This is a genomic window from Aneurinibacillus sp. REN35, assembly GCF_041379945.2.
Lineage (GTDB): Bacteria > Bacillota > Bacilli > Aneurinibacillales > Aneurinibacillaceae > Aneurinibacillus.
The window spans coordinates 153770-176504 of sequence record NZ_JBFTXJ020000003.1 but is presented as its reverse complement, the minus strand read 5'-3'; the positions used below and the strand labels follow the sequence as shown (position 1 = coordinate 176504).

At 43.9% G+C, this 22735-nt stretch carries 29 protein-coding genes, 1 riboswitch and 1 other annotated feature; of the genes, 12 read left to right on the top strand and 17 right to left on the bottom strand.

What is annotated here, in order from left to right; translation table 11 throughout:
* Nucleotides 1-22: 22 nt before the first annotated feature.
* The 3 genes from AB3351_RS07260 to AB3351_RS07250 all read right to left on the bottom strand — a co-directional run bounded on the left by AB3351_RS07260 (nucleotide 23) and on the right by AB3351_RS07250 (nucleotide 3772).
* Nucleotides 23-1513, bottom strand: coding sequence for an aldehyde dehydrogenase family protein (locus AB3351_RS07260; protein WP_371146461.1), 1491 nt, complete (start codon nucleotides 1511-1513; stop codon nucleotides 23-25).
* Nucleotides 1514-1671: 158 nt separating this feature from the next.
* On the bottom strand, nucleotides 1672-2556 hold the full coding sequence (locus AB3351_RS07255) for a DUF1444 family protein (RefSeq protein ID WP_371146460.1): 885 nt from the start codon (nucleotides 2554-2556) through the stop codon (nucleotides 1672-1674).
* 43 nt (nucleotides 2557-2599) lie between these two features.
* Nucleotides 2600-3772, bottom strand: a complete 1173-nt coding sequence (locus AB3351_RS07250) for a hypothetical protein (RefSeq protein WP_371146459.1) — start codon at nucleotides 3770-3772, stop codon at nucleotides 2600-2602.
* Nucleotides 3773-3941: 169 nt separating this feature from the next.
* Nucleotides 3942-4070, top strand: a riboswitch (cyclic di-AMP (ydaO/yuaA leader).
* Nucleotides 4071-4073: 3 nt separating this feature from the next.
* On the opposite strand from AB3351_RS07250, the gene AB3351_RS07245 reads away from it, so the two are divergent.
* The 5 genes from AB3351_RS07245 to trpS all read left to right on the top strand — a co-directional run bounded on the left by AB3351_RS07245 (nucleotide 4074) and on the right by trpS (nucleotide 7044).
* Nucleotides 4074-4427, top strand: coding sequence for a hypothetical protein (locus AB3351_RS07245; protein ID WP_371146458.1), 354 nt, complete (start codon nucleotides 4074-4076; stop codon nucleotides 4425-4427).
* Nucleotides 4428-4524: 97 nt separating this feature from the next.
* A complete protein-coding gene (locus AB3351_RS07240) occupies nucleotides 4525-4974 on the top strand; it encodes a DUF948 domain-containing protein (RefSeq protein WP_371146457.1) in 450 nt (149 codons plus the stop codon).
* 269 nt (nucleotides 4975-5243) lie between these two features.
* The gene (yhfH, locus tag AB3351_RS07235; RefSeq protein ID WP_371146456.1) at nucleotides 5244-5384 is read left to right on the top strand and encodes a protein YhfH; all 141 of its coding nucleotides are present in this window, start codon (nucleotides 5244-5246) and stop codon (nucleotides 5382-5384) included.
* Nucleotides 5385-5512: 128 nt separating this feature from the next.
* A complete protein-coding gene (locus tag AB3351_RS07230; RefSeq protein ID WP_371146455.1) occupies nucleotides 5513-5731 on the top strand; it encodes a hypothetical protein in 219 nt (72 codons plus the stop codon).
* 51 nt (nucleotides 5732-5782) lie between these two features.
* Nucleotides 5783-6010, top strand: a binding site (T-box leader).
* A 50-nt stretch (nucleotides 6011-6060) separates the two neighbouring features.
* Entirely contained in the window at nucleotides 6061-7044 is a 984-nt protein-coding gene (gene trpS, locus AB3351_RS07225) for a tryptophan--tRNA ligase (RefSeq protein WP_371146454.1), read from the top strand.
* 57 nt (nucleotides 7045-7101) lie between these two features.
* Here the strand turns inward: trpS and AB3351_RS07220 are convergent, their stop codons facing one another.
* From AB3351_RS07220 to AB3351_RS07200, 5 genes are all read right to left on the bottom strand, one after another.
* Complete coding sequence (locus AB3351_RS07220; protein ID WP_371146453.1) at nucleotides 7102-7899, bottom strand: enoyl-CoA hydratase-related protein; 798 nt, start codon at nucleotides 7897-7899, stop codon at nucleotides 7102-7104.
* Nucleotides 7900-7987: 88 nt separating this feature from the next.
* Nucleotides 7988-8449: a DUF533 domain-containing protein gene (locus AB3351_RS07215; protein ID WP_371146452.1), complete on the bottom strand. Its 462-nt coding sequence runs from the start codon at nucleotides 8447-8449 to the stop codon at nucleotides 7988-7990.
* A gap of 151 nt (nucleotides 8450-8600) precedes the next feature.
* Nucleotides 8601-8747, bottom strand: a complete 147-nt coding sequence (locus tag AB3351_RS07210; RefSeq protein ID WP_371146451.1) for a YvrJ family protein — start codon at nucleotides 8745-8747, stop codon at nucleotides 8601-8603.
* Between the two features lie 11 nt (nucleotides 8748-8758).
* On the bottom strand, nucleotides 8759-8974 hold the full coding sequence (locus AB3351_RS07205) for a DUF2922 domain-containing protein (protein WP_371146450.1): 216 nt from the start codon (nucleotides 8972-8974) through the stop codon (nucleotides 8759-8761).
* Nucleotides 8975-9014: 40 nt separating this feature from the next.
* Nucleotides 9015-9239: a DUF1659 domain-containing protein gene (locus AB3351_RS07200; protein WP_371146449.1), complete on the bottom strand. Its 225-nt coding sequence runs from the start codon at nucleotides 9237-9239 to the stop codon at nucleotides 9015-9017.
* Between the two features lie 182 nt (nucleotides 9240-9421).
* Here AB3351_RS07200 and AB3351_RS07195 point away from each other — a divergent pair, with 182 nt between their 5' ends.
* Nucleotides 9422-9904, top strand: a complete 483-nt coding sequence (locus AB3351_RS07195) for a PilZ domain-containing protein (protein ID WP_371146448.1) — start codon at nucleotides 9422-9424, stop codon at nucleotides 9902-9904.
* Between the two features lie 60 nt (nucleotides 9905-9964).
* Here the strand turns inward: AB3351_RS07195 and AB3351_RS07190 are convergent, their stop codons facing one another.
* Both AB3351_RS07190 and AB3351_RS07185 read right to left on the bottom strand, forming a co-directional pair.
* Complete coding sequence (locus tag AB3351_RS07190; RefSeq protein WP_371146447.1) at nucleotides 9965-10855, bottom strand: phosphatase PAP2 family protein; 891 nt, start codon at nucleotides 10853-10855, stop codon at nucleotides 9965-9967.
* 78 nt (nucleotides 10856-10933) lie between these two features.
* Entirely contained in the window at nucleotides 10934-11803 is an 870-nt protein-coding gene (locus tag AB3351_RS07185) for a Rossmann-like and DUF2520 domain-containing protein (protein ID WP_371146446.1), read from the bottom strand.
* Nucleotides 11804-12066: 263 nt separating this feature from the next.
* On the opposite strand from AB3351_RS07185, the gene AB3351_RS07180 reads away from it, so the two are divergent.
* A complete protein-coding gene (locus AB3351_RS07180) occupies nucleotides 12067-12687 on the top strand; it encodes a DUF47 domain-containing protein (RefSeq protein WP_371146445.1) in 621 nt (206 codons plus the stop codon).
* 17 nt (nucleotides 12688-12704) lie between these two features.
* Nucleotides 12705-13703, top strand: a complete 999-nt coding sequence (locus tag AB3351_RS07175) for an inorganic phosphate transporter (protein ID WP_371146444.1) — start codon at nucleotides 12705-12707, stop codon at nucleotides 13701-13703.
* 39 nt (nucleotides 13704-13742) lie between these two features.
* Here AB3351_RS07175 and AB3351_RS07170 read toward each other — a convergent pair whose 3' ends face one another.
* Nucleotides 13743-14192 carry a hypothetical protein gene (locus tag AB3351_RS07170; protein ID WP_371146443.1) on the bottom strand — a complete coding sequence of 150 codons (450 nt, stop codon included), beginning with the start codon at nucleotides 14190-14192 and terminating at the stop codon, nucleotides 13743-13745.
* Nucleotides 14193-14293: 101 nt separating this feature from the next.
* Nucleotides 14294-15514: a coiled-coil domain-containing 22 family protein gene (locus tag AB3351_RS07165; RefSeq protein WP_371146442.1), complete on the bottom strand. Its 1221-nt coding sequence runs from the start codon at nucleotides 15512-15514 to the stop codon at nucleotides 14294-14296.
* 324 nt (nucleotides 15515-15838) lie between these two features.
* On the opposite strand from AB3351_RS07165, the gene AB3351_RS07160 reads away from it, so the two are divergent.
* Nucleotides 15839-16243 (top strand): globin domain-containing protein, encoded by a 405-nt coding sequence (locus AB3351_RS07160; RefSeq protein WP_371146836.1) that lies wholly within the window; start codon nucleotides 15839-15841, stop codon nucleotides 16241-16243.
* Nucleotides 16244-16294: 51 nt separating this feature from the next.
* Here the strand turns inward: AB3351_RS07160 and dat are convergent, their stop codons facing one another.
* Nucleotides 16295-17170, bottom strand: coding sequence for a D-amino-acid transaminase (gene dat / locus AB3351_RS07155; RefSeq protein WP_371146441.1), 876 nt, complete (start codon nucleotides 17168-17170; stop codon nucleotides 16295-16297).
* A gap of 200 nt (nucleotides 17171-17370) precedes the next feature.
* Between dat and AB3351_RS07150 the strand changes: the two genes are divergently transcribed.
* Complete coding sequence (locus tag AB3351_RS07150; RefSeq protein ID WP_371146440.1) at nucleotides 17371-17526, top strand: hypothetical protein; 156 nt, start codon at nucleotides 17371-17373, stop codon at nucleotides 17524-17526.
* Between the two features lie 23 nt (nucleotides 17527-17549).
* Here the strand turns inward: AB3351_RS07150 and AB3351_RS07145 are convergent, their stop codons facing one another.
* Nucleotides 17550-18089, bottom strand: coding sequence for a lytic transglycosylase domain-containing protein (locus AB3351_RS07145; protein ID WP_371146835.1), 540 nt, complete (start codon nucleotides 18087-18089; stop codon nucleotides 17550-17552).
* Nucleotides 18090-18460: 371 nt separating this feature from the next.
* On the opposite strand from AB3351_RS07145, the gene AB3351_RS07140 reads away from it, so the two are divergent.
* Entirely contained in the window at nucleotides 18461-19975 is a 1515-nt protein-coding gene (locus AB3351_RS07140; RefSeq protein WP_371146439.1) for a long-chain-fatty-acid--CoA ligase, read from the top strand.
* Here AB3351_RS07140 and AB3351_RS07135 read toward each other — a convergent pair.
* On the bottom strand, nucleotides 19972-20730 hold the full coding sequence (locus AB3351_RS07135; RefSeq protein ID WP_371146438.1) for a hypothetical protein: 759 nt from the start codon (nucleotides 20728-20730) through the stop codon (nucleotides 19972-19974). The two genes, AB3351_RS07140 and AB3351_RS07135, sit on opposite strands and share 4 nt — an antisense overlap.
* Before the next feature lie 176 nt (nucleotides 20731-20906).
* Between AB3351_RS07135 and AB3351_RS07130 the strand changes: the two genes are divergently transcribed.
* Complete coding sequence (locus tag AB3351_RS07130; protein ID WP_371146437.1) at nucleotides 20907-21368, top strand: PCYCGC motif-containing (lipo)protein; 462 nt, start codon at nucleotides 20907-20909, stop codon at nucleotides 21366-21368.
* A gap of 60 nt (nucleotides 21369-21428) precedes the next feature.
* Here the strand turns inward: AB3351_RS07130 and AB3351_RS07125 are convergent, their stop codons facing one another.
* A complete protein-coding gene (locus tag AB3351_RS07125) occupies nucleotides 21429-21731 on the bottom strand; it encodes a 4a-hydroxytetrahydrobiopterin dehydratase (protein WP_371146436.1) in 303 nt (100 codons plus the stop codon).
* Between the two features lie 62 nt (nucleotides 21732-21793).
* Nucleotides 21794-22726, bottom strand: a complete 933-nt coding sequence (locus tag AB3351_RS07120; RefSeq protein ID WP_371146435.1) for a sensor histidine kinase — start codon at nucleotides 22724-22726, stop codon at nucleotides 21794-21796.
* Nucleotides 22727-22735 lie beyond the last annotated feature (9 nt).

The following is a 22735-nucleotide window of genomic DNA, read 5'->3' as shown; positions in this document are numbered from 1 at the left end:
TTCCGCCATGTATTCTATGTTTTTAGCGGGTATTGACCCATACACTTTTTACTTCTGTGTACAGTTCTAGTGCATAGCTGCCCATCTCACGTCCAATTCCGCTTTGTTTGTATCCACCGAACGGAGAAGCCGCATCGAATACATTATAGCAGTTTACCCATACTGTACCTGCACGAATGCGCTCGGCTAACTTGTGGGCATTGGAGAGGTTTTGTGTCCATACTCCCGCTGCAAGTCCGTACGTAGTACGATTAGCTCGTTCAATCAAATCATCCATATCTTCAAACGGCATGGCCGCTAATACCGGTCCAAAAATCTCTTCCTGAGCAATCGTCATCTCATCGGAAACATCAGAGAAAACGGTTGGTGTGACAAAATATCCTTGATTCAGCGCATCTTCTTCACGGACGGCTGAGATCATCTGAGCGCCCTCTTTGCGACCGATATCAATATAATCCGTTACCCGGCTATGTTGTTCGGCTGAGACTAACGGCCCCATTTCTGTATCCGGTAGTAACCCATTGCCGACTTTGATTTTTTGTGCGTGTGATACCATATCACTCAATACATTGTCATATACCTTTTTGTGTACATACAAGCGAGAGCCTGCGCAGCACACCTGTCCTTGGTTAAAGAAAATACCACTCAAAGCACCTGGAATTGCCCGTGACATATCCGCATCCGGCAGGATAATATTCGGTGACTTACCGCCCAACTCAAGCGATATTTTCTTGAGTGTTCCGGCTGCTTTCTGCATAATCAGGCGTCCGACTTCCGTCGATCCGGTAAATGCGATTTTGTCTACATCGTAATGCTCGACAAGCGGCTGACCCGCCTCTTCGCCAAAACCTGTGACGATATTTACAACACCTTCCGGGAAGCCTGCTTCCATAATCAATTCACCAAGGCGAAGCGCGCTAAGCGGCGTCTGCTCTGCCGGCTTTAATACAACTGTATTGCCGCATGCAAGCGCTGCACCGAGCTTCCACGCCGCCATCAAGAGCGGGAAGTTCCACGGAATAATCTGTCCAACGACCCCAACAGGTTCACGTTTTGTATAGTTAAAATAATTCGGTATAGATACAGGAATTGTCTGACCGTAAATCTTTGTGGCCCAGCCCGCATAATAACGGAAATGGTCAACAGTCAATGGCACATCTGCATTGCTTGTCTCCCGAATTGGTTTTCCGTTGTCTAATGTCTCAAGCTGTGCCAACTCTTCCGCATTTTGTTCAATTAGATCGGCCAGACGGTACAAAAGCTGTCCACGCTGCGATGGACTGACTTTGCTCCATGAGCCATTTAGCGCTGCTCTCGCTGCTTTTACCGCTTTGTCAATATCCTCTGCGCCGCCTTCAGCGACCTGACATAATACTTCCTTCGTAGCTGGGTTGATTGTTGCAAACGTCTTACCGCTCGCTGCTTCAATCCACTGGCCATTGACAAGTATTTTTTTCGGTTCCTTGAGGAATTTTTCAACATTTGGGTGTAATGATGGAGAAGCTAGCTGCATGAACAAAAGCCTCCTTTAATTTAATAATCTAAATCCACCACTTACTATATATGAAAACGTTAACAAAATAAATATTATTTTTGATAAAATACAGAATATTCTTTCGATATAAAATAACAAAAACCGACATGATCCCATGTCGGCCCTCTTCTTGATGTTTATTGCTCAGGCGGACGCTTCTTCCTTCCGCCATGACTTGGATATTTATGTCTTGATTTCGGATTCTTCATTACCATATACGGCTCTAGCCCCCCATCCTCGTACATAAACGGAATCGGGGAAATCGGAACGCTTGCACGCATAGAAAAGTCAACCGTAAGCTGAGCTAGCATATATGCGCCCTTGGCGTCCGCTAAATCCGCAACAATCAACACATCTTGATGCGGGAGCGCGACTCCCATCTTGCCGCTCACCTTCTGTCGCATCCACAGAAGAAGATCCTCATTCAATACTCGGCTGGCACTATAGCTATCTTCTGCATTAAAGAAATAAAAAATATTATCGCCAACCTTATCCTGCTTTGGCGTACTTTCTAGTCGTCGTAAATTATCTAGTGCCTTTTCATGGAGCGCTGCCTCTGTCATATTTGCTTCAGCAAGCATCTCCTTGCTGATGAGTGTATAGCTTGCTTCCAAATCAAGAGCATACAATACGATACTCTCGGCTGTATGTGCGCGCCATACAAGCGCCTTGTTTTTTTCTGCGGATGTAAAAGAAGGGTGGCGCAGCACCGGATAGAGTCTGTGCTCCTGACCGACCAACCTGTGCTTTTGTGCGGCTTCACGGATAGTACGCACAACCTTCTCTGTAAATTCTGCAAGCCACTTCTCTTTATCTGATTCATATTGCTCCACTTTAGCAAACAACGGAGTCAACTTGACAGCCATATCGCCTTCACCAAGCTGACTGTGGAGAATCCTTATCTGCTCAAGGTCGCTTTTGTTGCCCTCCACCCTCCAGCCTTCCGGAAGCGAGCGTTCTAGTTCCTCGATTACTCTCTTATGCGTCTCTTTCTGTAATTGCGCTTGCTTATTTTCTTCCATACTATCTCGTCCTTACTATTCATAGTAATGTAGGCGCCAGCTTTTATGACTGGAATAGCTTCTGTTCAAATTCATTAATTACCTGATATGGACTCTCTCCGCTTCGCTCAGCCAGTTGGGAGAGTGCACCACGAATGAACTGGATGAATTCTTCCAACTCTTGTTCATTATAGACTACTTGATCCCCTTCCATGTGTGCAGTTACCACCATGGAAGTAACGAACTGTGTCATTGGCACGTACTCGTCATTTAAGAAATAAAAGACATACGGGTATTGTTCAACCAGGCGGCTGGCCCAGGCATTTACAGCTTCATCCTGCATTACATCTTCAAGTTCACCTGAAAACCCGTAAAAAGAAAATACCAATCCACCTTTTTTCTCCCGGATTTTCGCGCCATCAGATAAAATACCATCGAAGAAAGCTACAAGCTTCGTAATATCTTCACGCTCAACTTCCTCACGCGATATCTGGACAGGCGTAATATAAGAAAAATCTTCTTCTATATATTCCTCAGCCGCTTCTTCATCATCAGTTTCGTACCCTTCCTCTGCCAATCGCTGCGACATGGTAGCCAACCAGCGTTCAAACGTTACTAAATCTTCCTCTCCAAGCGGCCATTCGATCGCTTCAGCAAATGCTCCCGCAATCCGACGGGCATCCCAATTCAAAGCTTCGCACGTATCATAAATCATCACCAGGCGACTCTGAACAAACGACTGCTGCTTCTCTGGATACGAAGGTAGGGTATATGTGCGGTAAATGCGCGCCGTCTCTTCATCTGTCCAATCAAAAAAAGCGGTCGCATCATATGTCTCCCGTTCGGCCCCTTCGATATATTTTCCGATTCGCTTGCCGAAGAATTCGTCCGTCTCTTCTAGAAGTTCCGGCGAAAGCCGAAGTTGTAGGCATCCCCTGTGACAATACCCCTGTTCGGCTTCTTCCAATATGTCTTCAACCAGTCGCTTTATCTGCTTATAGTTATGATGTTCAATTTTATCGCGGGTAACCGTATATAGACGCGGCTCTGCTTGCTCCTCATTCCTTACATGGTTGGCTGCATACGGATTTTCTTTAGCGGCAGACTCTCTTCCTGCTTCTTCATCTAACTCCCATACTTCGTCCGTCCATTCGGCTTCATGCTCATCTGTTATCGTTTCACGTTCTTCATTGTTTTTCCGTCCCGCAAACATTCTGCGTAGGAATTGTCGTACCATGATTAACTCCTCCTGTTGCCTTTTCCTACCTATTCGTCATGTTCCCCTTGTTTTCCTATCCTATTGTAATAGTAAAACGAACAAAGGGAAAGCGTCGAAAGCACGTATCTCCTATACGCTAAAAATCTAATTGACAATTCACATCGATGTGCCTTATTATGATTCAATCATGATTCAAATGCCGAATCCAATTGGAGCGGGGGACCCACGTAATAGGGGTGAATCACCTCTGGTGTAGGGCATCCAACCTTATGTCCGAATCCGTCAGCTAACCTCGCAGGCAAAATTAAGGAGAGGAATTATGGTTAGTTTTTTTAGGAGTGTACTGAGAAAAGAAGGCAAGCCAAAAACGCTTGAAGAACTGCAAAAGGATGCAAGAAAGTGTTTAGTGGGGCTGACAGGAAAGAAAGTAACGGTGACCGTAGAGACAAACCAGGAGAAAAAAGAGATCAAAGGAATTTTAAAGAAAGTATCTGCGGAGATCATGGGCAACAAACATCAATGCCTACACTTTTGTCTCGATATCAACACACAAAGCATTGGAACACTTGAAGTTAACTCCGTTCTTGAGAGCGAAGAGAATGTTGTTGTACTGTGTGAACCGGATCATTCACATCCCGGCCACTACAACAAGATCATTACCGTAACGAAATAAATCATGTACACCCCGTCCAACACAGGCCGGGGTGTTTATTTTTTTATAATTGGCGGTAATACACAAATAAATAACTTAAATAAAAGAGGTGACAGTAATGGAGTTAGCAATTACAATCGCGGTCATCGTTATAGCAATCGCTGTAGCTGTGCTCACCGTATACATGGTGCTATTCTTCCGTAATTTAATTCCACTTGTAAAACATGCGGATGAGACGGTTCAGCACGTTCAAGGTAATGTTGACCGCCTTATGGCAAGTGTCGATGTCTCTTTAGGAGAGATGAACCGCATTTCAAGCGATATTGCAGTGAAAATGGATAAGCTTGACAGCAGCTTTGAAGCTGTAGATTCAATCGGACGCGGCTTGACAATTGCCTCAGAAACCGTCCAAGAAAAGATGGTGAAGAAAGATACTAGCTGGGCGGACAAAATTTCTGAACTTGCAGCCGCTGGCTTCAGCCTTTATCAAGGTGTTAATAAGTTACGCCAACAAAAAGCAGTGGCACAGCCTTCCTCACGATCCGGACAGCCGCCTGCCCGAATGTAACTATAAACAAACCATAAAAAAGCTTTGCCTCTCATGGGCAAAGCTTTTTTACATTGTGTGTAATACAACAGACAAAAGAATCATTTCATTAACTTTATAAAAATGAAGAAATAAATAAAGTAATGAAAAAATAATAAAAAGAGAAGAATAAGGATGTATAAAGAAGAATAATAGAGCATGTATCTAAAAATGTTTTTATTTATATTACAACAGATAGTTGATTATTGAATGCTGTTATATTACAATTATAAAAAAAGGAGGCGTCAACTATGATTCCAGTATCTGAGTTCTATAACAACCTTCCGAAGAAAACATGTGCTCGTTGCGGATCTGTAATATCTGAGCAAGCTGAATCGTATAAAACGGAGTGTGAAGAGTGCCATACGAATCACGATAACTACCCTGCATAATAGAATAAAGATAGGAAACGTCAATGAAACAATACACTAAATAGCACCTCACCAAAAAAGTTTGGGGAGGTGTTTTGTTTTTTGGGTATATAGAGAAGATAACCTAAATTTCAGAAATGAGGTGCAGCATGTATAATAAAACGGTCAACTCGCTGCAAGCCGACATCCTACTGCAGGTGAAACGCTGGTTTTCTTCTTGGCCACCAAGCTATGAACAACTCGAAGGCTTTATTTATGGTTATCTCCAAAATTGTGACCCCACTTCTCCTATATCAGAAAAAAAGCTTTTTGCGCGAGAATTGGTTCCACGCATTTATGAAGAACTTCATAAACACGATGTTATGTGAACACTTGAAATGCAATAGTGTTTTATATTATGATTATTCTTACCTTGAATACAATAGGCAATGATGAAGAGAAGTAAGCGGAACGAGACGTAATAGAGAGCCGGGGATGGTGGAAGCCCGGTACGCACTCCCCGACTGAATGGACTTCTGAGCTCCCTGTCGAACGAATGAAGCAGCACTAGTAGACAGCGGCGGGTCTCCCTCCGTTATACGGGAATGAAGTGAACTGGCTGCATATGCCGGTTAATTAGGGTGGTACCACGGCTCCTCGTCCCTTGCGGATGTGGGGTCTTTTTTATTTATTTTTACATAGAAGGAGTGATGTACATATGAAACAGATCTTTTCTGGTGTACAACCTAGCGGAAATTTCACATTAGGCAACTACATTGGCGCCATGAAGCGCTTTGTTGACCTACAGACAGAAGGAAACTGCATCTACTCAATCGTTAACCTTCACTCGCTTACCGTGCCTAAAGAAGCCAAAGAACTGCATGACTATACGATGCAGTTAGCCGCCATGTATTTAAGCATTGGAATCGACCCGCAAAAATCGATTTTATTCATCCAATCGCAAGTACCTGAGCATGCAGAGCTTGGATGGTTAATGCAGTGTACGGGATACATCGGGGAATTAGAACGCATGACACAATATAAAGATAAGTCGGCGGGCAAAGAAGTCGTTACCGGCGCTCTTCTTACCTATCCTGCGCTGATGGCTGCCGATATCCTTCTCTATAATACAACGCACGTTCCTGTAGGAGAAGACCAGAAGCAGCACTTAGAATTCACAAGGGATATGGCAATGCGTTTCAATAAGAAGTATGGAGAAACATTCGTAATTCCAGAACCGATGATCCAAGAATTCGGCGGTCGCATTATGTCGCTCGATGATCCAACGAAAAAAATGAGCAAGAGCAATCCAACTGCCGGAAGCTATATTGCTCTGTTAGATGAACCAAATGTGATTGCGAAGAAAATCAAACGAGCTGTCACTGATTCAGAAGGCGTCGTGCGCTACGATAAACAGAATAAACCGGCTGTCAGCAACCTGCTCACTATTTATGCAGCATGCTCTGGCGAATCAATCGATACGATTGTACAGCGTTATGAAGGACGAGGATATGGCGATTTCAAAAAAGATCTGGCCGAAGTCGTTGTCAATGCACTTACACCGATTCAAGATGAGTATACGCGCTGGATGGAAAGCCCAGAACTTGTTGATATCTTAAAAAATGGAGCGGAACAGGCACACGCTATTGCCGCTAAAACAATGGACAGAGTACGTAAAAATATGGGTCTTGTCGCATTCTAGGCAAACTAATGGCAAAAGGCGTGTATGTCCTCGGGATATACACGCCTCTTGCTTTATTTATTCTCCTTTAAACTCAGGCTTACGCTTTTCGCTGAATGCATTCAGCGCTTCTATACGGTCCTGTGTCGGAATGATAACTTCATATGCTTTTGTTTCGATTTTAAGACCGGTCTTTACATCAACTTCCATACCATAATTGATCGCATACTTCGCCTGAATGACAGCTAGCGGTCCGTTCTGCATAATTTCTTCAGCTAGCTCCCGGCACTTTGGCAGCAATTCTTCACGCGATGCTACCCCATTTAGGATTCCGAGCTGTTCTGCTGTAGTCGCATCAATTTTTCGTGCCGTCAGAATAAGTTCCTTTGCCTTTCCTTTTCCGATCAAGCGCGGCAGGCGCTGCGTCCCACCCGCCCCCGGAATAATCGCCCAGCTTACTTCTGTCATACCAAGCTTTGCCGAGTCGACAGCGTAGCGAAAATCACAGGCAAGCGCAAGCTCAAAGCCGCCGCCGAAACAAAAGCCGTTAATTGCCGCAATCGTTGGTTGTGGAAGCTCTTCTACCATATCAAATACCGAACGAATTTTATGAATAAACTTGCGCACATCTTCTTCGCTCATTGTACGCCGTTCTTTTAGATCCGCCCCCGAACTGAACGACCGCTCACCTGCACCCGTGAAAATAACAGCTCGAATTTCTTTATCAAAGCGGATTTGATCAAGAGTGTTTTCGAGCTGCACTAGTGTATCGTAATCAAAACAATTCAGCTCATCAGGACGGTTCAATGTTACGTATGCCAGATGGCCTTCTTTTTCGAAAAGAACTTTTGTCTTTGCTGCTACTTCATTACCCATACATTCGCCTCCACTTTTCTGCAGTTTTACCTTTTCCTGCCCTATAGATTCGACAAATGTATGCGTTTTCCTTCTATATTATATAGATTCAAAGAGGAGCTTTTTTATCACTTGATACCATAGCGTCTTGGACAATCCCGCTCCAACGTGATTGCCAGGTAATTCCCTCCATGACCCATTCTTTTATTTGCTTGATCGTATATTCAGTTAGACCAAGCGCTTTGCCGATGCAATAAATCATCGCAATTTCTTCTTGCGCAATATCTTTATCCAATGCAGCCAGCTTGAACATCTTACGAATAAGAACCATCTTTTCGGTATGGTCTAAATACGGACTTACCTCTAAGGCCAGTTCCTCTGCGTTCTTTGGATTCTCTAAATCATCATGGAAGATCTGTCTTTCTCTTACGGTAAAAACATCTAGATTTACCTGCTGAAAAATCCGCTGCATCTCTTCATCGTCTAGATATCCATCTGCCTGTGCTACACAAATTAACAACCTAATTTCATATAGTTTCGGATGACTTGCCGCATCCGCTTCGCCCATCATGGAATCAATACTCCTTTCATGAAAACGCTTTAACAACATTATAACATGTTTGATTGTAATAATTATTGTGAAAATCGTAACGTTCACATAAAGTTTATAATTTGCAGTCCAAATGCAGGAAACGGCCCTGCAAAATGCAGAGCCGTCCGCTTTACTCTTTTGTCGCGTGGATGGTTTGGGCAAGTTGAGCAATCGTTGACGTTAACTGTTCTAGCTTGGCTTCAATTCGCACCAATAAGTACAGTGTGATGGTCACCGGAAAGCCTACATTTGAAATAAAAGCCACCCATTCATTCATACTATGCCTCCTTATGCTAACGGGATTACGGAGGCTGTCTGATCAATCACGCGTGCGTTTTTCTTACCGGTAATTGTTCCTGTCGTCGTTGTAAAAATCTGTTTTGCAATTAGCAAATCCATCGTAGCCGCTACCTGTACCGGATCAACTGGGAGCTTAGGATTTGGCAGCGTAAGACGCAGCGTACTTCCGTCCTGAGCCGCGAATGTCAATTCCAATGTTTTCATGCCTGCTTCTCCCTCCTTTCAGCAATATCCACTTCCATCCTTACTCCTCCACTACATCTGTCGTAACAAGCTGCTGCACACCTGCAAGCGGAAGCGTCTGCAATTTCGCAAGCGCTGTCGCTGCTTCATGAATTGCTATGGGCGTAGCCGTTGTAGCTATATTTTTGTATACTTTTTTAGCAAGCTTCATTCTCCCTTTTACGTCTACGCCATCCTGAAACAAAAGAACCAGTTGTATTCCAGATACGGAACTTGTAACTGCCATCGTATTCCCCTCCTTTCTTTCGGCACTCTGTACCTTTCTACTGTATAATCCCAGCCCTCTTTATTAAAACGGGACAATATACAGTAATAATACAGAAAAAAAATAATGTTAAAAAAATTATTCCTTTTATCCCATAAGATGTATAAAATAAAATGAATGCTATATGTGTAAAGGAGATGAATATGGAACACAATAAACGGCAGCATTTTAGATATGTATTTCAAAAGCCATTATGTGCAAATATGACAATCGTTCAGATTAAGGAAAATCGCATTGATGCAAAAAGTATCAAAACATGCATTCTAGACATCGGGCCAGGCGGCATACGATTTATGACCCATCTTACACTGCCTGTTAACCCTTATGTGGTGCTAGAATTTCAGACACGAATTCTGGATCGGGAATTACATTTCCATGGCTATATTGTACGGAGAACTGCAGGGGATGATGAGTTTAAAGAATACGGGGTAAAATTCATGCTTGATGAAACCGAACAAGCAGACCTTACCTCCCTGCTGCATCTAATGTCTATTCGACTTAGGGTACATGTAGAGTCGCCCTCGTGCCAATTCTGCACCAGCTCGAATCATACCGTATGCCTGCGCAGTCTTACCCTCTCGCATGAGGGAGGAGACAACCCCTCTCATCCGTTCGCTTCCTCATAACTCCAAATAAAAAAGAGGGCATAGGCCCCCTTTCATCGTTTTATCCTTATTCTTATCTTATTAACGATTAATCCGTTGCATAGCTTCATTTTTGCTTGAACGCACAGAAAGCGGGTGAGGCAGAAGAGCACCCGACTCACGTACAGCGTCTCGAACGGCCAGGCGGGCAAGAATAGCAGGAGCTACTGCATTGGCTACCCGATATAAAATAAACCCTAATACAAGGCCGCCCACTACATCAAGTACCCAATGAATACGCAAGTACATTGTAGTAAAGATAATTAATGCACTGTACACTCCCCAAAATATAGCGAAGCGCTTATTCTCCCGTAGAGCGAGCAGTAAGCAGGAAAACGCAACAGACGTATGCAAGCTCGGGAAGCAATTTTTCACTGAGTAGGGAATATGACCCCAGTTATAGTTGATGGTAGACCATACCTCATGTACGTTAAAGAACAAATAGAATGGCAAAGCCAAAACCGCATGTACCATCCAATTGACAAATAAAAGACGTACCAGCGTCTCTCGGTTAGCTGTTACATATGCATATACTGCATATAATAAATAGACAGCAATAAAGCCAATTACATATACGTCATACAGCGGGTCTTGTGGTGTAAGCTCCCGAAACCAAAAAAAGGAAGCGTCATTATATGGAATAGAGGCCATGAATGCATTGGCATCCATATAAAACGGCTGTTTCTGCGCCCAGGCATGCAGCGCATCATTCGCTTGAAACATAGAGGTTGACAAGATTCCCATAACAACAATCACAAGAAGGATGAACGTATTCGTAAACCATTGCTGCCGTGTCGTTTTTTTCATGCGCTCAACATCTTCACCCCGAATCGTCAATGGCAATACAAGCAATACGATGAACAAGCTATTAAAACCGATTTCGTATGAAACAAGCAGCGCAATGAGAATAGTGAATAGAAAGCGTTGGATCATTATATGCGTCACCTTTTCTGTATAGCTTTGTTGGTATATAGCTTTCTACCGCAAGTTCGCACAAACCAAACTGGTGAATTATTCAAACAAGCGGGTAAATTCGTCAATTATTTGCTTATCCTGTAGAGCATTCCGTTTTGCTACTGCAAGCGTAATGCTTCCTAATGAAGCATAAAAATCTAATAAATCCGGATTTGTCTTTAAAATCGCATCCATGTGCTTTCTTACCGTGCTTATGTCCCCTCTAGCAATCGGGCCGGTGAGCGCTTGTTCCGCCCCCTTCTCCACTACATTATACACTGTCGCTTCAATGAGTGGGGTAAGAGCTTTCAATGCTTGTGTATCTTTGACCCCGGCTGCTTTCATCAATTCCACCGCATACCCGATGACGCCCACGAGACTGTTCGACGCTATGCTCGCGGCTGCATGATAAAGCGGTTTTTGTTTTTGTTCAAGCACAAAATAGGCATGCCCCAACCTTTCGACCCATTCTGTTAGGAGCGCAACCGCTTCCTCATCCCCTTCGATTCCAAACATGGCCTTCTTCATTGCATTAGCTCCCGAGTTTGCGTCCGCAAAGGTTTGCAGCGGATGCAGCGAGGCTACTACAGCGCCTTTTGCAGCCAAAGGGGCCAACAAAGCAGATGTTGCCGCACCGCTCATATGAAAGATCACTTTTTCATTAAGCGCAATACCGCTAGCGGAGATCGATCTTGCCACATTTTCAATCGCCGTATCATTTGTCGTGATCGCAATCCAGTCACTTTGCGCAATCAATGCCGATAATCTAGAAAACGCCTGAGCATTTGCACCTACAAGCTCAGCGGCTTGTCGCGCATGCTCATATGTACGGCTATAATACCCACATACCTTCTCCTGTCGCCTTGTCAAATAGAGCCCGAAGGCTACGCCTACTTTACCCGCACCAACCAATCCGATCGCTGTCACCTTATTCTCCCACCCTTATCCTTGGTTTGTATAAACAGTGTGAAACAGTTTTTTATAAAATACAAGTCAATGTGCGTAAACTTCTTTCATATCGGGTAGTACTACATGTACTAGCCTTTTTTTGTCCACATATTTTTGTAAAGTTTGTGTAAATTTTAGAGGTGTACCATTGTCTTTCGGTAAATTTTTAATTAAGATTTTAATGTTCGATCGGATTTGCTAAAATAAAGTTTGTATGAAAAAACTTTTGGAGGTATTGTTGCATGATTTTCTCGGCAAAACGAGATGTATTTCTGGAGATGCTTTCTAACATCGCAGAAAATTTACAGGAAGCCGCTCAGTATTTCGTTGACTTCAAAATTACAAACGAGGCGAATTTAAAGGAATTTGCTTCAACAATGAAGGACTATGAAACGAAAGGCGACCGTTATATTCATGAAATTATTGTAGCGCTGAACAAAACATTCATCACTCCGCTTGAGCGGGAGGATATTCTAGAATTAGCGAACGCCATGGACGACATTCTAGATGGAATGGAGCAATGTGCTTCCCGTTTTGAAATGTATAACATGACCAGCGCGGACAAGCATATGATTCAATTCACAGAATACATCTTAAAAAGCACGGAAGAAGTTGCTAAATCAGCCAAACTGTTGAACAAAAAGAAGCTGATGGACATTCGCCCGCACGCAATCAAAATTAATGATTTAGAATCGCAATGCGATGATCTGCTGCGCGTCTGTATTAAAGAGTTGTTCATCAAAGAAAAAGACCCGATTAAAATCATCCAATATAAAGAGCTGTACGAGATTTTAGAAAGCATTTCAGACAGCTGTGAAGACGTAGCCGACACCCTGGAAACGATCATCATGCGAAACGCATAAGGAGAGGCTCTTTTTTTATGGATACAATGATGATACTTATTATCGCGATTGTTATTCTCGCGTTAGCGTTCGACTTCATTAATGGATTTCACGACACGGCCAATGCAATTGCGACTTCGGTATCGACCCGCGCATTAAATCCGCGGACCGCTATTATCTTGGCAGCTGTTATGAACTTTATTGGCGCCATTACTTTTACCGGAGTGGCCAAAACCATAACGAAGGGGATCGTTGACCCGTTCGCGCTTGAGAACGGGACTCTTGTTGTGCTTGCCGCCCTGCTCTCGGCTATTATTTGGAATTTAATTACCTGGTGGTACGGAATTCCAAGCAGTTCTTCCCATGCGTTGATCGGCTCGATCGCAGGGGCTGCCATTGCCGCAGCAGGCATCCAATCCATTAACTACACCGGCTTCACCAAGATTATTCAATCATTGCTTATTTCTCCTTTTCTTGCTCTTGGAATTGGATTTATCGTCATGTCAATCTTTGCTTTAGTATTTAAGAACTTTAATCTAGGCAAGACCAATCGAGGCTTCCGAACATTCCAGATTTTCACGGCCGCCCTCCAATCCTATTCGCATGGGACAAACGATGCCCAAAAGGCAATGGGGATTATTACCCTGGCTTTGATTGCCGGCGGCTTTCAGTCTACAACCGATATTCCAACATGGGTACGAGTGAGTGCCGCTGTTGCGATGGGTGTTGGTACATCGGTCGGAGGCTGGAAGATCATTAAAACGGTAGGCGGAAAGATTATGAAGCTACAGCCGGTTAATGGAGCGGCAGCTGACTTATCCTCAGCAGCCATTATTTTTGGAGCGACTCTCATTCATCTGCCTGTAAGTACTACGCACGTAGTTTCCTCTGCGATTATGGGCGTAGGTGCCGCTAAACGCGTTAAAGGCGTAAAGTGGGGCGTTGCCCGAAAAATTGTTATGACTTGGATTATTACACTTCCAAGCTGTGCATTGCTTGCAGGAATTCTATATAAAATACTTGTGCTATTCATGTAAGTAAAATCAAAATCCCAGCGGGATGTCCGCTGGGATTTTTTATTTTCGACAACTATATAATTGCATCTTCGCATTTCCAAGCCCTTCGACGGCATGCACAACCATAACACTAAGCTTGGCATCATTACCCTTATCTTGGAGCTGCTTAACAACAAGAAATAAATCTTGGTACAAGTATGAGAAGTCTACATGCTGACGCGGGTACTGCTGCTTAAGCTTCTGGTCAATATCTTTTAGCTTCTTTCCTGCGGCCAATAGATTCTGCACAAGCTGCGCACTTACTGGCGGCGTTAATTTATATGTGGACTGATATTCCAATATGTCTTTATACAAAGTCCCCATATGCTCCATCGTCTCTTCTCCACGCAGAGCCTGAAAGTCCGCTAGATAGCGTTCAGCCTGATATTGTTGGTATTTTATAAAGCCAAGGTACAGCAAAGAAAGCACAAGCATATACAACACGATCTGCTTTCCGATCTTCTTCTTCAACGCAACCCCCTCCGCTCTTTTCCCTTCTGTACATGTTATTCTTGTCCATCCCTATTTTATGTCATAAAAAAAAACCGAAGCGCTTTGCACTTCGGTCTCCTTTAGAAAAACAATTCTTTTTCCCACTGTTTCATCTGCTGATCTAATGTTCCTCGATGAACCTTATGATGCTGAATTTTTTCCTTGTGTTTCTCAACTTCCTGCTCCAATTGATAGCGCCAACGCCTAATCTCATGAATTTTGCTATCGCAATCATGTATTTGCTTAATCCGGTCCATATAATAAACAGGCAGTTGAATAATATCCTTCTTCATCGCGACCATCTCATCGACAAGCTTACCGGATAGCCGCTTCATTTCCCGTTCTGTGTGCGCGCCGCTAATGCTCGTGTCAATACGATTCCATAAGCTTCGCAGCAGACCGTCCTCTCTCTCTTCTTCTCTCGACTCATGTACGTCCTCCCATTGCTCCTGAAGTTCTATCATTCGATTGCGAACCGTTTTCGCCTTGCCTTCGAACACACCGTCGAATTTATGTACATCGTGAGGGAGACGGTGGATGAGCGCAGTCTTGATATTCTCTCGTTCTTCAGCTATTTGATCAAGCTGACGCTGAAGCACTTTCATGTTCCCTGTTTTCTGTTCTAATAACCGATCCTCTAATTCAATAGCGTGCGCATGCTCTTGCATTTTGTTTCGCAGATGGTCATAAATCCCCTTTTTTTCTTGCCAATACCGTAGGAAGCTCCCAATCCTCTCTTCCGTATCTTCCGCTGTCAACGCTTCATTCCACAAAAATAGCATATAGATAACAAATGGCAGCATCCGCTCACGCAGACGCTGTGCAGAAAAAGCGGCAAGCGTCTTGCTCGACGGCTCAAAAAACTGCTGCATGTACAAAGCGATGCAGCCAGCATCCGGACGAAGCGGCACTTCAAGATTACCTTCTCTGCGTGCATTCTCGATTCGGTCCCCTTCATACATAAGCAAATCAAGCAAAGCCTCACCCTGGAATTCCTTCTCGTTTTTTGAAAGCGTCGCAAGCGCTTGTCCTACAACCTGTGACATATTCTGAATCAAATCTTCTTTTGTTATGTACATAATCTTTTCGTTATGAATGGTTTGATTCAAACGAATAAGGAGCTTTAGCAGTACTTCATTTCTAGACCACCCGCTTGCTCGGGCGGCTTCTCTCTCCAATGTTCCACCCAGTTTACCTGATATCAGATCAAGTATATTGCTTTTGTCAAGCAGCGCAAACAACAATCGTGCCGCCCCATCCGGCAACGATACGAGCGCATTGACGACAGCCTGCTTTTCCATAATGAATCCTCCCCCTTCCCTCTTCTTTACTACTAAATGTACCATAAGAGTATAGACGCATCAGTATTTGTTCACTTTTTCGCCACATTCGACAAAAGTAGAGCAAACATCATTGAGAAATATGCAACCGTTTGACAAAATTCACATGAAAAACATGGCATACTTAAAGTGTTGTAACCACTCCTCTATTTTAATCCCTGCCGCTAATGGCAGGGATCTTTTTTGTATGATCCGTGATGACAATCACAGCACCTGCATGGTATCAGTGATAGAATTATGTATAATAGAAAAAGCACAGCATTCTGGAGGGATTCAAAAACAATGATGTCACATAATCCATATGAAGCGATCGGCGGCGAAGAGACGCTTCGCAAACTGGTAGCTGCATTTTACTCACGGGTTGCAAAAGACCCGCTGCTCAGCCCGATTTTTCCGAAAGACCTCACTCTTACCGAACAAAAACAATTTATGTTTCTTACACAATTTCTCGGTGGTGAGACACTCTACAGCGATGTATACGGTCATCCAATGATGCGAGCACGCCATATGAATTTTCAGGTCACGCCAAAGCGTGCGGAGCGCTGGCTTGCCCTTATGAGCGAATCGATGGACGAGATCGGCATGGAAGGATCTGCCCGTCGCTATATGTATGAACGCCTCATTCAGGTTGCTCATCACATGGTCAATTCCCCTGATGATGAAACGACTGATCGCTTAGCTTCTCTATAGACAACAAAACAGCGGAGCGGGAGAATCCCGGCTCCGCTGTACACTGTTACCCTACGCATTCGCATCTTCTATGACCGTAGCTGCTCGCTGCACTTCTTCCTTATACCACATAAGCAATTTTTTGAAATACGGACCCGGAACACCTGCGCCAATCACCGTCTCATCCACTTGTACAACGGGAAGCGCCTCCTGAATAGAGCTTGTAACCAGTACTTCATCCGCGTCTTTTAACGCTGCTACCGATATATCCCTTTCTTCAATCCGTACCCCGTGGACACGCAATAACTCCATCATTTTCTGTCGGGTTATTCCGTTTAGGATGGAGCGATCAGCAACAGGTGTAAAGAATATCCCGTCTTTTACAATGAATACGTTGGTTGATGACCCTTCTTTAAGCTTACCCTCCCGAACAAAAAGTGCTTCATGAGCTCCCTGACGATGAGCCTTTTCTTTAGCCAATACATTAGGCAGCAGACAAAGGGATTTAATATAGCAGTTGCTCCATCTCTCATCCTCAAATATCCTCGTTGTAATCCCCTGCTCACGCATCTGTGTTAGGTCAGATACGCCTTCCTTCCAAATAAGATAGAGATTTGCCGCCACATTCTGCGGAAATAAATGATTACGTGGACTTGACCCGCGTGTAATCTGTATATATACAGTACCCTCTTGGATACCAGAACGTGTAATTCCATTATAAACAAGGTCGACAAGGTCTTTTTTTGATACAGGAAGTTCTAAGAGAATTGCTTCTGCTGAAGCTGATAGACGTTCAATATGTTCCGTTAGCGTATACGGATGCCCATCATATATTCGCAGCATTTCATAAATACCATCGCCAAATTGCAGACCTCTCTCTTCTATAGATAGAACCGGTTCGTCAAGTTCGATAAAACGACCATTGAAATAAGCAAGGTTTTGTCCCATGTTACTTCCTCCAGTCTTATATAAGGTTATCTTTGTACATTTGCATCCACCTTCAGCCATCTGCACATCGATCAGTTCATAAAATATACAAACTATTATGGCATGGGTGTGTATAAAAGAAAAGGACTTCTAGCTGTATTTGCTCTAATGGTTTTCATATATATGCGGCATACTATATGTAAAAAGGAGGGATCTATATCGTGGATGGGATGAATTTTATCGCGATTCTTGTAGGGATTGCTGCTGTTGTAACGCTCGGCTACTATCTTATTCCTGCTTTTAGCCCTGCGCTTGCAGAGCGCTTGAAAATCGCACAGACAGAAAAGCCCCCTTCCGATTCCGAAACGGATCAGTAAGGGGCCTCTGCTATATTCCTATACTATGCCAGCATGGCAGTAATTTTACGAACATAATTCTGTGTCTCTTTAAAAGGAGGGATTCCTCCATACTTCTTCACATTGCCAGGGCCTGCATTGTAAGCCGCAAGCGAGAGCTCAACATCTCCGTTATAACGATCAAGAAGCGACTTTAGATATCGTGTACCGCCGTCAACATTCTCATTAATATCAAATCCATTTTTCACACCAAGTGAAGCGGCTGTCGCTGGCATAAGCTGCATCAGCCCCATCGCTCCGGCATGAGAGCGTGCAGCCGGATTAAACCTGCTCTCCTGGTGAATCACAGCGCGCAGCAGCTTTTCCGGTACACCGTATTTTTCAGCGGCAGAGGCGATCACCTGATCAATATCAGTCCGACCCGAAGCAGGAGCTGTAGCAGCTGATGCATAAGGATTGCTTGCAGGAAGCACCTTACGTGTCAAGAACGCTGTCGGCAGCGTTGATGTCGCCTCTGCTGCCCCTACCTGTCCAACGCTAGTGCTTGAAGCCGAATAAGGAGAAGCTGATAGCATAGCCATCATGAGTTCCGAAGTCGCTGTCTGCCGATTGGGGTCTACGGTAAGAGATGCCGCTTCATCTTTTACGGCTGCAGCCAGCATCTCCGCAAACATTGCAGATTGCCCGGCAGTCATCTCCTGTCCAAGCTTCTGCTTCACTTTCGGATTTTTCTCGGCCATTGATAATATGATGCTGTCCGCAAACCAGTTCGGCGAGGCCACTTCCATCTTCCATTCCCCTTCCGTATCATTCCATTTCCTTTCTATTTTACCTCTTTTCCTTCTGGCATTAAAGATATATTTTGACAAACAACATATTTTACACTTTTTCTATTCAAATGTATACTTATGTGAAGCATACCAATGCAAGCATTTAAATTTGAGGAGGAATAAACTTGATACTGGAAGAAATCAAGGGCCTGCATGTGGGCAATTTTTATTTAACACACTCACAGCCGAACGATACGGCATTAATCTATCATGATACAAAAATTACATACGGTGAGTTAGACCGTACGATTTTGCAATATGCTACGTACCTGCAGCAAAAAGGGGTAAAAGCAGGCGATGTGGTTGCACTGAGCTGTTATAATACGCCGGAATTTATTTATACTTACTTTGCTATAGCTCGGCTTGGCGCTACTGTTGTACCACTGAACTTAACGTTAACAATGGAGGAAATTACATACGTTATTCGTAACGCTGATACAAAGGCGATGTTCATCCACGAGAACATTCTCGCTAAGCTTCAGATAACGGCTGTACAACTCCAGGCAAGCTTAGGATTACAGGACGTATTCATCATCAATCCAGAGACTTCAGCGATCATTGCCGCTATTGACCCTGTAGAGATGGTGGGAGTCAACCCACGCACGATTTCTACCCTTCTGTATACATCCGGTACAACCGGCAAGCCAAAAGGGGCCATGCTAAGCCATGAAAACCTCCTTGCTAATACAGCTTCGTGTAATCGGTTACTCCAACTCAATGAAAAAGACGTATTCATGTGCGTGCTTCCGATGTTTCATACGTTTGGCTTCACTACTTCGGTTCTGCTTCCCCTGTACGCAGGAGCAGCAATCGTTATTCATGAAGCGTTTCATCCAAAGGAAATTATGCAGTCCCTCGTTCAGAATCATGTAACCGTATTCTGCGGTGTGCCGGCTATGTATGTTGTTCTAGCGCAGGCTCTCCGCTCCGGTAAGGCGGAGTTTCCCGATTTGCGCCTTGCCGTCTGCGGCGGATCGGCTATGCCTGTAGAAGTGCTTAACTTATTCAATCACCAGTACAATATTCCTCTTGTAGAAGGATATGGCCTTACTGAAGCGTCTCCTGTTGTCAGCCTTAACCCGCTAGATGGCGAGAAAAAGCCAGGGTCCATCGGCAAACCGTTGCCTGCTGTAAGTGTTCGTATCGTTGATGAGAAAAGAAATGAACGGGCTGCCGGTCAGGAGGGTGAGCTTCTCGTGCAAGGTCCGAATGTCATGCAGGGCTACTATAAGCTAGAAGAAGCCACGAAAGAAACAATTATTGATGGATGGCTGCATACAGGCGATATCGCATATATGGATGAAGAAGGATATATCTTTATCGTTGACCGCAAAAAAGACATGATTATTACCCGCGGGCTAAACGTATATCCTCGGGAAGTCGAAGAGGTCCTATACCGGCATCCCGGCGTATTAGAGGCCGCTGTTATCGGAGTGCCTGATCCTGTTAAAGGCGAGGTTGTCAAAGCATTTGTTGTCCCAAAAGAAGGAGAGACGCTTGACCGCCGCTCCGTTCTTGATTTTCTGAAGCCGCATCTTGCGAATTATAAGATGCCTCGCTTCGTTGAAATTGTTGAAACACTGCCGAAAAATGCCGCAGGCAAGATCTTAAAGAAGGAATTACGCAATCTTCCGCACTAACCAAGCGAGTGAATCACAAACAATAAGAGAATTAGCACGGTGAGAATCGTGAATGGGTTGCCTTTGGCAAATGGGGAAGCCGAATTGTACAAACTGGCTCGCAGTAGAAAAAATATGATAAAAACAAACAACCAAACACCACCCAACAGATGACGATTCCACGGCTCCACCAGCCGAAGCATCATCCCGCCGTGCAGCGCAGCAACCGCAATACCCATCAGCGAAAAAAAGGAAAAGGCCGGTGCACTCGTACGGCCAAGCCTTCGGAAAGCCGAACTGCCGCGCATACTTGAAGCCAGGAAAAGCATATACGGAATTAAAAGTGCAAAAAGGGCCGCATACCCTACGCCCTGTCCAAACGCATACCATATACTTCCTGTCTCATTTTTGCCGCCCGCATTTTCTGCTGGCGGCTCTTTTTCGATCACTTTCTTCTGTTCGGTAGAGGACGAGCTTTGATGGTCGGCTGTCGCTTTATCCGCTTCTACTGTCTTTGCAGGTACACTCTGCTGATTGCTTTGTTCGTGCGTTTGCTGTTCTGTTTCCTGCTTGACCGAAGACGTACTTTCGTTATGGTCAATCCCCCCCTCCTTTCCCCCACCGGCTTCTTGTCCACCTTCCCTCTGTCCGACTGTCTGTTCTACCGCTTGCTCCGTATAATCAGGAATCGGGTCCATGACAAGTAAAAACAGCAAAATGCTAAACACGACAATACCGATAAGCAGGATAAACCAAATAATATTGCGAACCCACACCCCTTCTTCATCTCCTTCAAACCGCTCGTACATTCATACTTGTATATATGCTCGGCCCTCTAAAATATACACAGATCTCTAGATGAATTGGCGATAAATTGTAACAATTACACCTTACAAATACGGAAGATGCATTTATAATTAACGGTGGATGATAAAAAAGGGGGATTTTTACATTGTTTAAGCGTTTTATTCTTACTCTTTTTTTGCTTCTTCTTTCTCTTTTTGCCGTAGCCTGTACATCATCACAAGCTGCACAGGAGAAGCTTCCAAATGGTGATACTTTAGAAACCACCGACAGCATTCATAACACTCCACAAATGCTGACCAATACGGACGGAAGCATTCTACATATATATAAGCTTGCACTAGAGCACCAGGAAATCATGAAGCAGGTTCCTGTGTATGATGGTAGTGACTATCCTAATATCCTAGAGGCATTCCTGTATAAAATCAATCCGGATGGAAAAATTGTTTGGAACTCCCATGGCAGCACAAGTGGAAAGGCTATTGCAGTTGCCACTGATACAATTGCTCTGAGCCAGGCCGGTAAACCTCTACAGGAGATCCAGCAGGTGATTGCAAAAAAATATGGAGAAGAGTACGGAGCGGACTCTCCGCGACGTAATTATCAATAATAAAGAGAAGAAGGCGCGTAGGTATATACCTACGCGCCTTCTTCTCTTTATTATTATGAATTATATTGCTTTTGGCTTTTGTAAGGATATCCCGTTGATCTTTTGTGCCAGGGCAAAATCTTTGCCTGTTAATCCATTTTTGTCATGCGTTTTTAGACGAAGCTTTACTTTGTTATAACGGATGTCGATATCAGGATGATGTTGTGCATCCTCCGCGAACTTACCTACTTGATTTACAAATTCAAGTGCTTCGCGAAAGCTTCCGAACGCGGCTTTACGCTGAATTGATGCATCGTCTTCAAGCGTCCATCCAGGAATTTTGGACAAATTCAGCTCAATTTGTTCTTGCGATAATTTGGCCATCTTCATCATCCATCCTTTCTTCCTCTTCTAAATTTTTTACCCACTACCACTTTATGCAAAACCTAGATATTTTTTTCCCTAGGTAGGGAAACGATAAATCGAGAACCTTTTCCCACTGTACTCTGCACCTGTATGGTTCCGTTGTGGCTTTGTATGAGGCTTTTTGTAATGGCTAGCCCTAATCCGAAGCCTTCATACTTTTTGTTATAAGAGGAATCCATCTGCTTGAATGGTTGATATAGCTGTTCAATCTGCTCTTGAGAGATGCCGATTCCGTTATCTTCAACTTCAAGATAGCCAGCCTCATCGTCTGTGTATGTACGAATCACAATTCGACCGCCATCCGGGGTATATTTAATTGCATTTTGCAATAAGTTTGCGACAATCTGTTTGATTTTTCCGCGATCTGCTAACAAGTATAATGGAAGAGCAGCATGTTCTAGCTCAATTGTATGCTCCTTGACACTGATGCTCGTTGCAAGATCCTCTACAATCTCATCCACTACATCCTCTAGCTTAAAGCGCGAGAGCTTAAGTTCCAGCTTGCCGGACTCAATACGGGAAAAATCAATTAAATCATTAATCAAGCTTAACAAATCCTCAGACTTGCGGTGTATGGTCTGAACAAACTTTACATCTGTCGCGTTCTCTACTTTCTTCAAACGCTCAGCCAATAATTCAGAATACCCCATAATAACAGTCAGCGGTGTACGCAGCTCATGCGAGACATTCGCTAGAAATTCTGTTTTAACCCGATCAAGCTCGGCAAGCTTACGGTTTGTATCTTCGAGTATTTTATTCTGCTTTGACATCTTTCTTATAAAAGCCACAAGAATGCCGATCAGAGTAAAAATAATAATAATACTTGTTACCAATTCCCTTCCACAGACTCTCTCTGGCACCGCAATAAGCCGATAAATAAACCAACCTACCTGCAGAAGGATGAACACAAGAAAGAAAGAAACACAAAACTCTAAAGAATTCGTTCGCTTCACCAGCTTACC